Here is a 14,443-nt window from a genome sequence, read left to right as displayed (position 1 = left end):
CACCGCTTTTATGACGTGCCCGCCTGGACGCGGAGCACGGTTCTTATTGGGGCGGATAGTGGAGCAGGAAGATCGATATGATAAGTGCATTGTTGGCATGCATTGATGCGCCAAACGGATCAATGCACTTGCGGGCGGTGCCGCTACAGATGGGCCTCGATGTGAGTAAACGCTTGCGCCACGTAGCCTTCTTTCTCACCCACGGGCGCGAAATAGTGCAGTACCTCGTGCGCCGTTTCAGTGCCCTTCAAACGTGCCAGCAACCACGCGACAAGGTACTGCGCCGACAAACAACCCCCCGCCGTGGCGACATTGCCATTGGCATAAAACGCCTGATTGACCACATTGACCCCGGCCGCCTGCACCCACGGTTTGCTGATGGAATCGGTGCACGCGGGGGCGTCGCCAAGCAGCCCGAGTTTTGCCAACAGAAAAGTGCCAGAACACTGCGCAGCCAGTAGCTGGCGGCTTGGGTCGAAGCGCAGTTGGTCCATGATCGTCGAATCCTCGGCCACTTCCCGGGTCTTCCTGCCACTGCCGACCAGCACCGCATCCGCCTGACAGGCCTCGGCCAGATCAATGTGCGCGTCGATGGTCAAACCATTCATCGACGTGACCCGCGATGTCGGCGAGGCAATGCTCACGTGCCAGTCCTTGTCGCCCAGCAGCGAAACCCGGCTGAGCATGCCGTAAGCAATCAGGGAGTCGAGTTCGTTGAAACCGTCGAAAGTCAGAATGGCGATGTGCATGGCGGTTGATCCCGGGTGTTTTTACGCAGCCTACGCCGACCCGGGGCGCAACTCCCGGTACAGTGCGGGACAGAATCATCGAAACAGTCAGGCCTGAAAGCGTTGAAGCGATTGTGGGCGCCATTCCAGTGAGGCATTTAGTCACCAGCAACAATTTGCCATGGAAGGCTATTTGAAATCGTCCGCCGTTCCAGTGAGGCTTTGGGTCGAATTTATTGACTGGATGTCAGGAGCCGCTCGTTGGAAAAGAAACCGCTTTACCGCAAGGAGAATACCCGCACGTGGGGCGTTCGGTGCAACGACCAAACCGGTGCCTACCGTCACCAACGAAACACCAAGGCTGAAGTTCTGAGTGACGCGTCACGGGGTTCGATGCACGGAACTCGCCGTTACGGGTTCGATTACACGCCTTTGTTTCGGTTTCTGTTGTCCCGCGTCGGCAAGCAATGGAATGAGGTTTTCAGTGAGGCGGTAGCCCGCCTCGACAGGCATGAACCGGTGTTCTGGATGGTTGCCCTGCGTGAAAGCGAAAGGCAGGAGACAGTTCGTCTGGGAGAGTCGAGCTATTTCAGTGGCCTATATGTCGACGACCAAGGGGATTTGCAGATCGTTAACCCGAAGCTGACGGCACAAGGCATGAAGGCGAAGTGTCAATGCTGCACCCACACGTTCAACGGCATTCTTTTTGGCCAGCGCCAAGACTGATCGGGTCATTCCACCCGGCTGTGACTGTCTATCTGATCGCCCAACCGATACTGATTATTGCCACTGCGCTTGGCTTCATACATCGCCAGGTCCGCAATATGAATCAACCGGTCCATGCTCTGTGCATGGTCCGGAAACACCGCGACGCCCAGGCTGGTGCCGATGTGGCGCTGATCGTTGCCGATGGTGATCGGTGGTGACAGTTCGACGAAGATTTTCTGAGAGATAGTGCGGGCTTCTTCCTGCAGGCAGATGTTTTTGGACAAGCCTTGAAGGATGACCACGAACTCGTCACCGCCAATGCGGGCGACGGTGTCGGTTGAGCGCAAGATCGTCTTCAAACGTGTGGCGGTGGTGATCAGGACGCGGTCGCCGGCGGCATGACCGTAGTGGTCGTTGATCGCCTTGAAACCATTGAGGTCGACAAACACCAGCGCAATCCGGGTGGCGCTGATGCGTGCTTGTTCCAGCGCTTCGGACAAGCGTTCTTCGAGCACCAGGCGATTGGGCAGGCCAGTCAATGGGTCGTAGTGAGCCAGGTGTTGCAGGTAACTGGCGGAGGCTTTTTCCTCGGTGATGTCGCGCACTACACCCATCATTTTGATGGTGGCGTCGTGGTCGTTCTTGACCACATTGCCGGTTTCCCGCAGCCAGTGAATGCTGCCGTCGGGCCAGACCACGCGGTATTCTTCGTCATGGTTTTCGCCGGTTTCCAGGCAGCGCAACTCCCCGGCACGCACGCTGGCCCGGTCCTCCGGGTGTACGCAGGAACAAAACAGGGCGTAGGAGGGCGTCACTTCGCCGATCTTGAAGCCGAACATGCCGTAGATCGCATCCGACCAGTAAAGTTTTTCGGTGTCGACGTCCCAGTCCCAGGTGCCAATGCGGGCGAAATATTGGCTGCGCTTGAAGCGTTCGACATCGCCATCCTGGCGCACAGAAGGGCCCTGGGACAGGCTGGCGATCAGCGTCCGGCATTCGGCCAATTGCTTTTTCAGCGAACGTTCCCGATGGATCATCGCGATGAGCAGGGCAAGCAGGACTGAGCCGATGGCTGCGCTGGTCCAGAGCGGATTCATTCAGGGATCGCCATCATTGGGGTGTTAAACCGAGGAGGATTAGGTGTTTATGTTAGTTCACCCGGTCACCGGGTTACAGTCGCTTTCTTTGCAGCCAGCGCTAGACTTGATTGGCACGCCCTCAGCTTCGTGATCATCCACCTGCTGGAGATCATCAGCATGTCTCAGGTCAGTACTTCGCGGTCGAGGCGAAGCAGAAGGAAGACAAGAAAGTCGTGGAAATGTTGTCTCACCGAGATTAAGGCGCCTGAGTAGTTGCCAGCCGGGTGATTTTCTGGGAAAACCACGCCCCTCGAATTCCGCCAACAGATGAAACATCGTCATGAATGAAGAACTGCAAATCATCGACCTCCAGCCAGGCGACGGCAAAGCCGCTGTCAAAGGCGCGCTGATCACCACCCAATACCGTGGCTGGCTGGAAGACGGCACTGAATTCGACTCTTCCTACAGCCGTGGCAAACCTTTCCAGTGCGTGATCGGCACCGGTCGGGTTATCAAGGGCTGGGACCAAGGGATCATGGGCATGCAGGTGGGCGGCAAGCGCAAGCTGTTGGTGCCGGCGCATCTAGGCTATGGCGAGCGTTCGATGGGGGCGATCACGCCGAATTCGAATTTGGTTTTCGAGATTGAACTGCTGGAAGTGCTGACGCGGGATGATTGATTTGTTGGGTGTGGGCTGAAATGGCGAACCCCGCCATCTCTGTTAGAAGAAATGGTGGGGTTTTTATGTGTTGGGAGGGTGATTTCTGGTTTTGATTTAGCGAGTCAGGTGAACATTTCAATATCGTCGAGCGTGTCAGCAACTGTGGCTTCAAGTGCAGGGAATTTTCCTTTTACGGAATCAAGGGCGGGCATCACGGCTTGCATTTCAAGCTCACCGAATCTGCGGGCTACATGGCCGAGTGCGGTGATTGCTGCCGCAGCCACCGACTGAGTGCCACTCTCGAGATGTTTCAGGCAAATGGTCTGAGCCCAGGCACTGTCTTGCTCATTTAATCCGATGGAAATCAGCGCGGTGACAATGTTCCTTTCTAAGCCGCTATCAACGAGACTGACTGCTTCGTCATGGCTAATCGACGGATCGTGGTAGATAAGACTCACTGTTTAGCTCCCAGGATGTTTCCCTTGGTGTCGGCTTTTTTTGCCTTGATCAATACATTTTTCATATCTTGATGGAGTTTATTCCATGCTCTGACATGTCCGTGGTAATCGTCCCCTCCCGTATGATCAAAGACGACAAACTCGTTCGTTTTGGGATCAATACCAATCCTGCGTTCCGATGTAGGTTTTACCTGTACTGAATTATCCAAAGCATCCTGGCCATTCTCGGGACCCTTACTTTTAACTGGTGTATCCGTCTTTCCATGGTACCTGGCAGCATCGAATCGCAGGGAAAAGACAATGTAAAGAGGCTTGATGCCGGAATCAGCCGGAAAAACAAGGATGAAGTCCTTGTACTCAGGCGGGTAGATCGGGTTAACAATGATGCTGTCAGCCGCTGGTGTAGGCGGATAAATCCAGATTTGCGGAGCTTGTGGAGCTCCTTCTAGCGGCGGGATTCCCGAAGTGCTCGACGGATCTACGGCTGGTGTCCATATCAGCGTTACCCCGTTACCAAAGTCAGCCACTTGCTGAGAGCCTTGAGCTACAAACTGCACGACAGGAATCATTTCCCAGTCGCTGCGCTTTTGAGTGTTGTATCCGTATGCTTTCAAGGTGCCGTTGGCCTGTTGTTCTATATGCAGGCGAACTCGGGTGCGACCTTCTTTGAGTGATTTGAGCTGTTCTTCCGAATACAGAGAACTGTCCCCGAGCGTCGATGGCCAGAGCAACGCAACGACTCCCGCCAAAGCGCCAGCAACAACACCAGCCGTCACTACCCCCGCACCGCTTGCAGCCTCCCCCCGGAGCCAGCAGCTCCTACGCCACCCAAAATCAGTGTTCCGAATGAGCGAGGTAATGCGCTACCACTGATTTTTTTGAGAGGTATGTTTCCTGCTTCATCCCTTTCACTGCCATCTAAAAGCGAGAACTTTCCGTAGTCCGCCAATTTCTCGACCGGGACAAACCCGGTTGGATTGTCGTGGTTGATTACGCCGTCGGGGAGGTTGCAACTTTTGGCGAATACGCAACCCTTGGAGCTGGGCTGGTCATGTTGCTGAGGTTGCCTTATGAAACGGTCTTCATATGCCTGTTGTCGGGCCAACATGTCTTCATATGTTTTTTGCCTCGCGTCGCGTTCTGCCAGTTCGGAGGCGGTCATGTAGCGGCTGGTGATGTGGTGCCCGTCGCCTGACGGTGGGTTTTGAATCCTGGGTATGTCTGTTTTGCGGGCCATGAGCGTCCTTGTTTCATTTTTTGAAAGCGATGCGGACGCTATATCAAAGGGTATTTGAAAGATGTAGGACGGGTCCGAAGCTCCGGCTGTTGTTACAAATGGCGCTCTTCGCTGTAGATCAGTACCAACCTACATATGCAAAACTTGCGACCAAGGGATCATGGGCATGCAGGTGGGCGGCAAGCGCAAATTGCTGGTGCCGGCGCATCTGGCCTATGGCGAACGGACGATGGGCAAGATCACGCCGAACTCAAATTTGATTTTCGAGATTGAATTGCTGGAAGTGCTGACGGGGGATGATTGACTGGCATTGGGGTTGAATCGGCGTCGGTGGGTACGTTTGGAAAACCTACTCCCGCAGCCCGATGAAGAGGTCCAATTCAGTCGGTAGCTGCTCATTGAGCGCTATTGCGATTTGTTGGACCTGCCCGGCCGTCAGTAAACAGTCCCCGTCCTCGCTTTGATCAAGATTCTTCCAGCCCAGTACACACAGTATCGCGACTTCTGACTCAGGCGGAACGGTCAGTTCGTATTTTAGAAAGTCACCTGCCTGATCATCTTTTAAAAATCCGCTTATCCAAAAAAAATGAAGGGCGTCCTGAATGGTTTTCGGGTGGTCGTGGCTGTTACAGGCAGGGTGCCCGTCGACGGATGTCGGGCTTTGAACCAAAGGTGTCTCTGTTTTACGAGCCATTAGCGTTCTTGTCTCATCCTTTAAAAACGATGTAAACGCTATATCAATGGGCATTTGATAGATGTAGGAGAGTTCTGAGATTGCGGCCGTTGTTTCAATGGCTCACCCCTGAAACGCCTCCCTATACGCATACAACCCCGGCGCACCACCCGTCATCACAAACAGCACATTGTCCCCGCGCTGGAAGCGCCCGTCCCGGAGATCGGCCACTAGCCCGGCAAACGCTTTGCCGGAATACACCGGGTCGAGCAACAGGCCTTCTGCGCGAGCCATCAAGTGCACCGCCTCGCGCATGGCCGGCGTCGGGAGGCCGTAGCCATCGCCCAACTGACTGCCGTCGATGACAATATCTGAAGCCTGAACAGTGGCGCTGCTGCCCAGCAATGCCAGTATTTCCTGAGTCAGTTGCAGGGTTCGGGCCGCCGAAGTTTCTCTGTCTGATAAAACCGAGTAGGACTTCACCAGCGAGGCACTTCGATCCAGTAGCTCAAACCCGGCCGCGAGCCCGGCGTGGGTGCCGGCGCTGCCGTTCGGCACCACGACCTGGTTGAAGGTCAGGCCGAGTTCGGTTTCCTGTTGCGCGATCTCCGCCGCGCAGCGCGCATAGCCAAGGCTGCCCAGTGGTGTCGAACCACCCGTAGGAATCACCAGCACCTTGCGTCCGGAACCCCGAAGGTGTTCGGCACGATTCTCGGCTTCGGCGAGTGAATTGCTGCCGCCGGCAAGCACGCGGAGGGTGGCGCCGAATAATTGGTCGAGCAGGATGTTGCCGTTAAGTTCGTAGTCCACTTCTGTTTTGGGCACTGAACGGGTGAGGATCAGTTCGCAGGCGATGCCGAGGCGGGCGCATGCCGCGGCGGTCAGGCGCGCATGATTGGATTGAAGGCCGCCGATGGTGAAGACCGTGTCGACCCCTGCTGCCAGCGCTGCACCGAGATGAAATTCGAGTTTGCGCAGCTTGTTGCCGCCACCGCCAATCAGCATGTGGTCATCGCGTTTGACGAACAGGCCGATGCCTCGGGCCTTCAAACCCAACTGCTGTTCAAGGCGTTCAGCGCGCTGGATTGGCGTCGGGCCTTGCAAAAGGTCGGTCCGGGCAAAAGAACTCAGAGACGTGTCCAGTAGGGTTTGCATCAATGGCGCCTCGCGGGTTTTGTTGCGGTGACTCTAGGGAGAAAGCCACTCTCGATAAACGCATCGCAGGTAATTACTCCTTTAACCTGATGTAATTAATGCAAGGTAAGGTCAGAGGATTTTTCTGATCGATTTGGATAGGCTATGGCGCGTCGTATCACCAACGCAATGGCATGGGAGGGCGCGTGTCGCCAATCAACGAATACGCGGCTGTTCAGTTGCTGGACGAGGCTTATCGGCACTGGACCGGCCAGGGGCTGCCGGCCCCTGAATCACTGACCGGGCCGGAACGCTTGCATTGGTTGCACGAGCACGCGCCTTACAGCCTGTTAGCCCATGGCACTGAAGGCGATCCCCGTTTCTTCTACGCCAATGAACAGACGCTGGCCTGTTTCAAATACGATCGCGAGCAGTTCCTTGGCATGCCGTCACGGTTCAGCGCTTCGCCGTTGGACCGAGCCATGCGCCAGTCACTGCTGGAACAGGTCACGGCGAACGGAATTGCTCATGGCTATAGCGGCTGGCGGGTGGACAGGGACGGCCATGCCTTCATGATTTACGAAGGCAAGGTCTGGACCCTGATCGATCAGCACGGCGAGCATCGGGGGCAGGCGGCATTGTTCTGGCCGGATGCAGAGTGTGTCGGGTCGTTAATGGATTGACAGGTCTCATGGCGCGTCACGAAACACCGGAACCCGGCCATTCAGCGAAGGCCGATACGCCCAGGCAAACTGCTCCAGCGCAGGTCGATGCGCCAGAATCTCCCGCAGCGTCGCACTGGCAATCCCCAACGCCAATACGTGCCCCGGACAATGATGCCTTCCGGCGCCGAAGGTAAAACTGCGACGCTGCGGGCGATCCACCAGAAAGACGTCCGCACGATCATTGAGCTGCGGATCGCGATTGGCCGACGCCAACAGCAGAAGAATCACATCGCCCGAATCAAGGCTTACCCCCTCGATTTCACACGGCGCGGCGACAAACCGGCGAGTGTTCTGTACCGACGGGTCAAAACGCTGGGTTTCGGCAATCACATCTTCTGCGCGTGCCTCCAGTAGCAATGGATGTCGAATCACTGCCAATAGCGCATTACCGATCAGTCCTGCAGTGGCATCAAACGTCTGGGAAAACAATCCGATCAGATTGGCAAACAGCGTTTCGGGGTCACCCGTAAAGCGCCCGCGAATCCCGGCGAGCAGCGGGCTCTTGTTATCCGCATCGTCGAGAAGCTCAATCAAGTAACCCCGTAAATGTTCGGCGGCAGCCTGTGCGGCATTGAGTTGCGCCTGATCGCTGAGCGGTGACAGGCACGCAACAAACTCCGCCGTCAGCTCGCTGATCGCCCGACCCTGAGCCGGCGTGAATCCCAGCAACGCCGCCACTACGCACACCGGCCCGCGAAACATGGCGTTGTATAACCCATCGGCGTGCGGCGTGATCAACCGCGCGGCCACTAGCGAATTGACTTCATCCACATCAATCAGCGCTAACCCAGGCTCAATCGCCGACCTCGGACAGCGCTGCCGTTCGCCTTCATTCATGCGCATCAATTGCCCGAATACCTTGCCCGCCATACCACCGGCAATCGCCTTGGGCACCGGTTCTTGCGCCGGTCGGACATGACAATCGGGATGCGCCAGTACAGCGGCAACGGCTCGGGCAGTGCTGGCTACCCACATATTCAGTCGTTCGTGAAAAACCAGCCCGCCTTGTGCACGTAATTGCGCGTAATAGGGATAAGGGTCGGCATGAGTCGCAGCGATGATCGGGTCCATGGGCCACAGCCTTGTTCGTGTCGGGGAAAGTGTTGCTACTATCTCCAGTCCGAAAAGCCCTTGATTCGTCCGGGAGCGAAATATGAACGTAGAACAACACGACATCGGCGTTTCTCAGGTCGCGGCAGCCATCGCGGAGCCGGCCCGGACGAAAATCCTCTGTTCCCTGATGGATGGCCATGCACGCACCAGCACCGAGCTGGCGGCAATTGCCGAAGTCAGCGCCTCTACCGCCAGCGCGCACTTGGCCAAACTCAAGGAACTGGCACTGGTGCGGCTGCACGTGCAGGGCCGCCATCGCTATTACAGCCTGGCGGACAAGCGTGTGGCCCAGGCACTGGAAGCATTGATGGTGATTGGCCAGAACACTGCGCCGACGTTCAACTCGCGCACGCCGGATCGGCTGCAATTTGCCCGCACCTGTTACGACCACATGGCGGGGACGTTGGCGGTGTTGCTGCATGACCGGATGCTGGAGAAAGGCTGGTTGCTGGAAACCGATGAGCAGGCCTATCGGCTGAGCGACAGTGGCGAGGTGCTGTTCGAAGGATTGGGGATCGAGGTCAAGGACCTGAACACCTTGCGTCGTCGTTTCGCTTGCCCATGCCTGGATTGGAGCATGCGCCGGCCGCATCTGGGCGGCTCATTGGGTGCAGCGTTGCTGCAAACCGCGATCCAGCGCAAATGGGTGACGCAGGATCTGGACAGCCGGGCGTTGACGTTGACAGCGGTGGGGCGCAAGGCACTGAGTACGCGGTTTGACCTGATGTTACCGCCCTCAAGCGGATCGCCCGCTCCTGTTTATGAAACATCTCATGAAGTTGCTGTAAGACACTGATATATAAAAATATTAATAAGGTGCAGATGAAAAAAAGCCCGGTCATCCAATGGATGGCCGGGCTTTTTTACTCAAGCGTACTGCAACGTCAGATCAAACCTTGACGATCCAGCCCGCCGGCGCTTCGATGTCGCCAGTCTGCACACCGGTCAGCTCTTTGTAGAGCTTCTGGGTGACCGGGCCGACTTCGGTTTCACTGTGGAACACGTGCAGGTGATCGTTGTAGCTGATGCCGCCGATCGGGGTGATCACGGCAGCAGTACCGCAAGCGCCGGCTTCTTTGAAGTCCGAGAGCTTGTCGATGAACACGTCGCCTTCGATCACTTCCAGGCCCAGACGCGATTTGGCCAGCTCGATCAACGACAGGCGGGTGATGCCTGGCAGTACCGACGGCGAGTTCGGGGTGACGAACTTGTTGTCGTGGGTGATCCCGAAGAAGTTGGCCGAACCGACTTCCTCGATTTTGGTGTGGGTCATCGGGTCCAGGTAGATGCAGTCGGCGTAGTGCGCTTTCTTGGCCTGGGAGCCTGGCATCAGGCTGGCGGCGTAGTTGCCACCGACCTTGGCCGCGCCGGTGCCTTGTGGGGCTGCACGGTCGAAGCTGGAGATCAGGAAGTTGTGCGGGGTCAGGCCGCCCTTGAAGTAGGCACCAACCGGAATGGCGAAGATCGAGAAGATGAACTCGGGCGCGGTACGCACGCCGATGTTGTCACCCACGCCGATCACGAACGGACGCAGGTACAGCGCGCCGCCGGTGCCGTAAGGCGGGATGAAACGTTCGTTGGCGCGGACCACGGCCTTGCACGCTTCGATGAACTGTTCGGTTTCGACGAACGGCATCAGCAGACGTGCACAGCTGCGCTGCATGCGCAGGGCATTCTGGTCCGGGCGGAACAGGTTGATCGAACCGTCCTTGCAACGATAGGCCTTCATGCCTTCGAAGCATTGCTGGCCATAGTGAAGGGCGGTGGAGCCTTCGCTGATGTGCAGCACGTTGTCTTCGGTCAGGGTGCCTTTGTCCCACTCGCCATTGCGCCAGTACGACAAGAAACGCTTGTCTGTCTTGATGTAGTCAAAACCCAGCTTGTCCCAATTAATGCTTTCGTTACCCATGACACCCTCTATCACTGAACAACCGTCGAAACGGTTCAAGGCTTCTGACGTTTTTTGGATGGGGACAACAATACTTCATTCCGGACCCATTTCGCAGCCTGCAATTCGATCTCTGCGACCATCGATACGTCCCGGTGTAGCAGCTGTCGAGCCCCGCGAGGCAGCGTCCGGCGACGAAGTCGTCGTAATCCGGCTGGCTCGGTGTGCCTGACAGCACTGGGTCGCAGGTCTTGCGACGACTTCGTCGCCGGCCGCTGCCTCGCGGGGCTCGTCAGCTGCTACAAGGTATTGCGTACGGTTTTACAGGTGCAGCGCGTGGCCAAGGGCTCGCAACGCTGCTTCCTGCACGGCCTCGCCCAAGGTCGGATGCGCGTGGATGGTGCCGCCGATGTCTTCCAGGCGCGCGCCCATTTCCAGGCTCTGGGCGAAGGCCGTGGACAGCTCGGAAACCCCGACGCCCACCGCTTGCCAGCCGACAATCACATGATTGTCCCGACGAGCGACCACCCGCACGAAGCCGCTTTTCGATTCCAGCGTCATCGCCCGGCCATTGGCCGCGAACGGGAAGCTCGAAACGATGCAGTCCAGACCCGCCGCCTTGACCTCGTCCGGGGTCTGGCCGACCACCACCAGTTCCGGGTCGGTAAAGCACACGGCGGCAATGGCGGTAGGGTTGAACTCGCGGGTTTTACCGCTGATCAGTTCAGCCACCATCTCGCCCTGAGCCATGGCCCGGTGCGCGAGCATTGGTTCGCCGCTCAGGTCACCGATGGCGTACACGTTGCGCATGCTGGTCTGGCAGCGGTTGTCGATCTTGATCGCCGAGCCGTTCATGTCCAGGTTCAGCGCTTCGAGGTTCCAGCCCTGGGTGTTCGGTTTGCGACCCACGGCGACCAGCACCTGATCGGTTTCCAGGTTCAGGGTGTCGCCGTTTGGATCAAGAACTTGAATAGAATTGTTCGAGGAATCAAAGCCTTGAACGCTATGCTTCAAGTAAAGCTTCACGCCGAGTTTTTTCAGTTCGTCGTGTACCGACTGAGTCAGTTCAGCGTCGTAAGCCGGCAGGATCCGCTCCTGTGCCTCGACTACGCTGACGTCGGCGCCGAGCTTGCGATAGGCAATCCCCAGTTCCAGACCGATGTAGCCGCCACCGACCACGGTCAGTCGCTTGGGCACGGACGTCGGCGCCAGGGCTTCGGTGGAGGAGATGATCGGACCGCCAATCGGCAGCATCGGCAGGTTCACGCTTTTCGAACCGGTGGCCAGCACCAGGTGCTCGCACTGAATGCGCGTGTCGCCAACCTCGACGGTTTTACCATCGATCACCTTGGCCCAGCCTTGAATGACCTGGACCTTGTTCTTTTTCAGCAGCGCCGCGACGCCAGTGGTCAGGCGATCAACGATGCCGTCCTTCCACTCGACGCTCTTGCTGATGTCGAGGGTTGGTGCCGAAACGCTGATGCCCAAGGCTGAATGCTGGCTGTGGTGTTGCGTCTGGTGAAACTGCTCAGCGACGTGGATCAGCGCTTTCGACGGGATGCAGCCGATATTCAGGCATGTACCGCCCAGCGATTCACCTTCCACCAGAATGGTCGGGATTCCCAACTGACCGGCTCGGATCGCGGTCACATAACCGCCGGGGCCGCCGCCGATGATCAGCAATGTTGTGTTCAAAGTCTGCATGCCTTACTCCACAAACAGGGTAGCGGGTTGTTCGAGCAGGCCACGAACGGCCTGGATGAATTGCGCCGCGTCCATGCCGTCGACCACACGGTGATCGAAGGAACTGGAGAGGTTCATCATCTTGCGGATCACGATCTGGCCTTTGACGACCATTGGGCGCTCGACGATTTTGTTGACGCCGACAATCGCCACTTCCGGCAGGTTCAACACCGGGGTGCTGACAATGCCGCCCAACGCACCGAGGCTGGTCAGGGTGATGCTCGAACCGGACAGTTCATCGCGGCTGGCCTTGCCATTGCGTGCGGCGGTGGCCAAACGGGAGATTTCAGTCGCGCTGTCCCACAGGCTGCGGGCTTCGGCATGACGCACCACCGGCACCATCAAGCCGATGTCGGCCTGGGTGGCGATGCCCACATGCACCGCGCCGAGGCGGGTGATGACTTGGGCTTCGTCGTCATAACGGGCGTTGATCTGCGGGAAATCACGCAGGGCAACGACCAGGGCACGGACCAGGAACGGCAGCAAGGTCAGCTTGCCGCGAGTCGCACCGTGTTTTTCGTTCAGGTGCGCGCGCAATTCTTCGACGGCGGTGACGTCGATTTCTTCAACATAACTGAAGTGTGCGGCACGCTGGGTGGCGTCCTGCATGCGCTGGGCGATCTTGCGGCGCATGCCGATGACCGGGATTTGTTCTTCGTCGTTACGCTGGGCGTATGCAGAGGGCACGGTCGATGCATTCGACTGACCCTGCGCCAGATAGGCGTCGAGGTCATCGTGCAACACGCGTCCGGCAGGGCCGCTGCCACGCACCAGACGCAATTGAATGCCGAGGTCCAGCGCGTGTTTGCGCACGGCCGGGGAGGCCAGCGGGCGTTCGTCGGCCTCGCGTGCCACCATTGGGCCCTGGCAGGCAGCCACTCGCGGCGCTGCGGCAGCGACGGGTTTGCTGGCGATAACGGGTTCAACTTTAGGGGCTGCAACCGGTGCTTCTTTAACCGGGGCCGGCTGGGACGACTCTTTAACGTTGCCCGCGCCTTCCACTTCGATGCTGATCAGGATGCTGCCAACCGCCATGACTTCGCCAGGCACACCGCCCAGCGCAATCACCTTGCCGTGGACCGGGGAAGGGATGTCGACCATCGCCTTGTCGGTCATGACATCGGCCAATACCTGATCTTCGACGACCAGATCGCCGACCTTGACGTGCCACTGTGACAATTCAACTTCTGCAATGCCTTCACCAATGTCCGGCATTTTAATAACGTGCGTGCCCATTCAGACCTCCATAACCCGATGCAAAGCCGCGCCCACACGGGACGGACCAGGGAAATACGCCCACTCTTGTGCGTGCGGGTAGGGGGTGTCCCAACCGGTGACGCGTTCGATAGGCGCTTCCAGGTAGTGGAAGCAATGCTCTTGCACCAGGGCGACCAGTTCGGCGCCGAAGCCGCAGGTGCGGGTCGCTTCGTGAACGACTACGCAGCGTCCGGTTTTCTTCACCGATTTGACGATGGTCTCCAGGTCCAGCGGCCAAAGGCTGCGCAGGTCGATGACTTCAGCGTCGATGCCGGTTTCTTCAGCGGCCACTTGCGAGACGTAAACGGTGGTGCCGTAGGTCAGGATGGTCACGTCCTTGCCCGGACGGGCGATGGCGGCGACGTCCAGCGGCACGGTGTAGTAGCCGTCCGGCACTTGTGCGGCCGGGTGTTTCGACCATGGGGTAACCGGGCGGTCGTGGTGGCCGTCGAACGGGCCGTTGTACAGGCGTTTTGGCTCAAGGAAGATCACCGGGTCATCGTTTTCGATGGAGGCAATCAGCAAGCCCTTGGCGTCGTATGGGTTGGACGGCATGACCGTGCGCAGACCGCACACCTGAGTGAACATCGCCTCGATGCTCTGGCTGTGGGTTTGGCCGCCGTAGATACCGCCGCCGCAAGGCATGCGCAGGGTCATCGGTGCGGTGAACTCACCGGCCGAGCGATAGCGCAGGCGGGCGGCTTCGGAAATGATCTGGTCCGATGCCGGGTACACGTAGTCGGCGAACTGAATCTCGGCCACCGGGCGCAGGCCATAGGCGCCCATGCCCACGGCGACACCGACGATGCCGCTTTCGGAGATCGGCGCGTCGAACACCCGGGAGGTGCCGTACTTGGTCTGCAGGCCTTCGGTGCAACGGAACACGCCGCCGAAGTAACCGACGTCCTGGCCGAAGACCACGACGTTGTCGTCACGCTCAAGCATCACATCCATGGCCGAGCGCAGGGCCTGGATCATGGTCATGGTGGTCGTGGTCATGGCAGTTTCCGGCTTGATATTGTTGTTGTGGTCGTTCATG

The 14,443-nt window shown here is 58.1% G+C and carries 14 protein-coding genes and 2 pseudogenes; 5 read left to right on the top strand and 11 right to left on the bottom strand.

Annotation, left to right across the window (positions count from 1 at the left end; all coding sequences use genetic code 11):
- Positions 1-143 precede the first annotated feature (143 nt).
- A complete protein-coding gene (locus C7534_RS14475; protein ID WP_109786163.1) occupies positions 144-749 on the bottom strand; it encodes a DJ-1/PfpI family protein in 606 nt (201 codons plus the stop codon).
- Between the two features lie 240 nt (positions 750-989).
- Here C7534_RS14475 and C7534_RS14470 point away from each other — a divergent pair, with 240 nt between their 5' ends.
- Positions 990-1,454 carry a hypothetical protein gene (locus C7534_RS14470; RefSeq protein ID WP_109786162.1) on the top strand — a complete coding sequence of 155 codons (465 nt, stop codon included), beginning with the start codon at positions 990-992 and terminating at the stop codon, positions 1,452-1,454.
- A gap of 5 nt (positions 1,455-1,459) precedes the next feature.
- Here the strand turns inward: C7534_RS14470 and C7534_RS14465 are convergent, their stop codons facing one another.
- On the bottom strand, positions 1,460-2,533 hold the full coding sequence (locus C7534_RS14465; RefSeq protein WP_109786161.1) for a sensor domain-containing diguanylate cyclase: 1,074 nt from the start codon (positions 2,531-2,533) through the stop codon (positions 1,460-1,462).
- Between the two features lie 322 nt (positions 2,534-2,855).
- Here C7534_RS14465 and C7534_RS14460 point away from each other — a divergent pair, with 322 nt between their 5' ends.
- A complete protein-coding gene (locus C7534_RS14460) occupies positions 2,856-3,194 on the top strand; it encodes an FKBP-type peptidyl-prolyl cis-trans isomerase (RefSeq protein ID WP_109786160.1) in 339 nt (112 codons plus the stop codon).
- 104 nt (positions 3,195-3,298) lie between these two features.
- Here the strand turns inward: C7534_RS14460 and C7534_RS14455 are convergent, their stop codons facing one another.
- Together C7534_RS14455 and C7534_RS14450 are read right to left on the bottom strand one after the other, a co-directional pair.
- Positions 3,299-3,634 carry a hypothetical protein gene (locus tag C7534_RS14455; RefSeq protein ID WP_109786159.1) on the bottom strand — a complete coding sequence of 112 codons (336 nt, stop codon included), beginning with the start codon at positions 3,632-3,634 and terminating at the stop codon, positions 3,299-3,301.
- Positions 3,631-4,871, bottom strand: a pseudogene (locus C7534_RS14450) (S-type pyocin domain-containing protein). Before C7534_RS14450 ends, C7534_RS14455 begins: the two are co-directional and overlap by 4 nt.
- 139 nt (positions 4,872-5,010) lie before the next feature.
- Here C7534_RS14450 and C7534_RS14445 point away from each other — a divergent pair.
- Positions 5,011-5,175: pseudogene (locus C7534_RS14445) on the top strand (FKBP-type peptidyl-prolyl cis-trans isomerase); the annotation flags it as partial.
- 45 nt (positions 5,176-5,220) lie between these two features.
- Here the strand turns inward: C7534_RS14445 and C7534_RS14440 are convergent.
- Both C7534_RS14440 and C7534_RS14435 read right to left on the bottom strand, forming a co-directional pair.
- Positions 5,221-5,565, bottom strand: a complete 345-nt coding sequence (locus C7534_RS14440) for a pyocin S6 family toxin immunity protein (protein WP_309475387.1) — start codon at positions 5,563-5,565, stop codon at positions 5,221-5,223.
- Between the two features lie 102 nt (positions 5,566-5,667).
- On the bottom strand, positions 5,668-6,699 hold the full coding sequence (locus tag C7534_RS14435; protein ID WP_109786158.1) for a D-cysteine desulfhydrase family protein: 1,032 nt from the start codon (positions 6,697-6,699) through the stop codon (positions 5,668-5,670).
- A 185-nt stretch (positions 6,700-6,884) separates the two neighbouring features.
- Between C7534_RS14435 and C7534_RS14430 the strand changes: the two genes are divergently transcribed.
- Positions 6,885-7,361, top strand: a complete 477-nt coding sequence (locus tag C7534_RS14430; RefSeq protein ID WP_256594773.1) for an MEKHLA domain-containing protein — start codon at positions 6,885-6,887, stop codon at positions 7,359-7,361.
- A gap of 6 nt (positions 7,362-7,367) precedes the next feature.
- Here C7534_RS14430 and C7534_RS14425 read toward each other — a convergent pair whose 3' ends face one another.
- Complete coding sequence (locus C7534_RS14425) at positions 7,368-8,474, bottom strand: cytochrome P450 (RefSeq protein ID WP_109786157.1); 1,107 nt, start codon at positions 8,472-8,474, stop codon at positions 7,368-7,370.
- Positions 8,475-8,556: 82 nt separating this feature from the next.
- Between C7534_RS14425 and C7534_RS14420 the strand changes: the two genes are divergently transcribed.
- Positions 8,557-9,312, top strand: a complete 756-nt coding sequence (locus C7534_RS14420; protein WP_046031444.1) for an ArsR/SmtB family transcription factor — start codon at positions 8,557-8,559, stop codon at positions 9,310-9,312.
- Between the two features lie 93 nt (positions 9,313-9,405).
- Here the strand turns inward: C7534_RS14420 and C7534_RS14415 are convergent, their stop codons facing one another.
- The 4 genes from C7534_RS14415 to C7534_RS14400 all read right to left on the bottom strand — a co-directional run bounded on the left by C7534_RS14415 (position 9,406) and on the right by C7534_RS14400 (position 14,442).
- On the bottom strand, positions 9,406-10,425 hold the full coding sequence (locus tag C7534_RS14415) for a branched-chain amino acid aminotransferase (RefSeq protein WP_007948490.1): 1,020 nt from the start codon (positions 10,423-10,425) through the stop codon (positions 9,406-9,408).
- Positions 10,426-10,725: 300 nt separating this feature from the next.
- Complete coding sequence (gene lpdA / locus C7534_RS14410) at positions 10,726-12,108, bottom strand: dihydrolipoyl dehydrogenase (RefSeq protein WP_109786156.1); 1,383 nt, start codon at positions 12,106-12,108, stop codon at positions 10,726-10,728.
- A gap of 3 nt (positions 12,109-12,111) precedes the next feature.
- Positions 12,112-13,383: a dihydrolipoamide acetyltransferase family protein gene (locus tag C7534_RS14405; RefSeq protein ID WP_109786155.1), complete on the bottom strand. Its 1,272-nt coding sequence runs from the start codon at positions 13,381-13,383 to the stop codon at positions 12,112-12,114.
- The gene (locus C7534_RS14400) at positions 13,384-14,442 is read right to left on the bottom strand and encodes an alpha-ketoacid dehydrogenase subunit beta (RefSeq protein WP_109786154.1); all 1,059 of its coding nucleotides are present in this window, start codon (positions 14,440-14,442) and stop codon (positions 13,384-13,386) included. It lies immediately after the preceding gene.
- Position 14,443 lies beyond the last annotated feature (1 nt).

Source organism: Pseudomonas sp. OV226, from assembly GCF_003148705.1.
Taxonomy (GTDB): domain Bacteria; phylum Pseudomonadota; class Gammaproteobacteria; order Pseudomonadales; family Pseudomonadaceae; genus Aquipseudomonas.
Note: the sequence above shows the minus strand (reverse complement) of the source record. Positions and strands in the feature narration are given on the sequence as shown.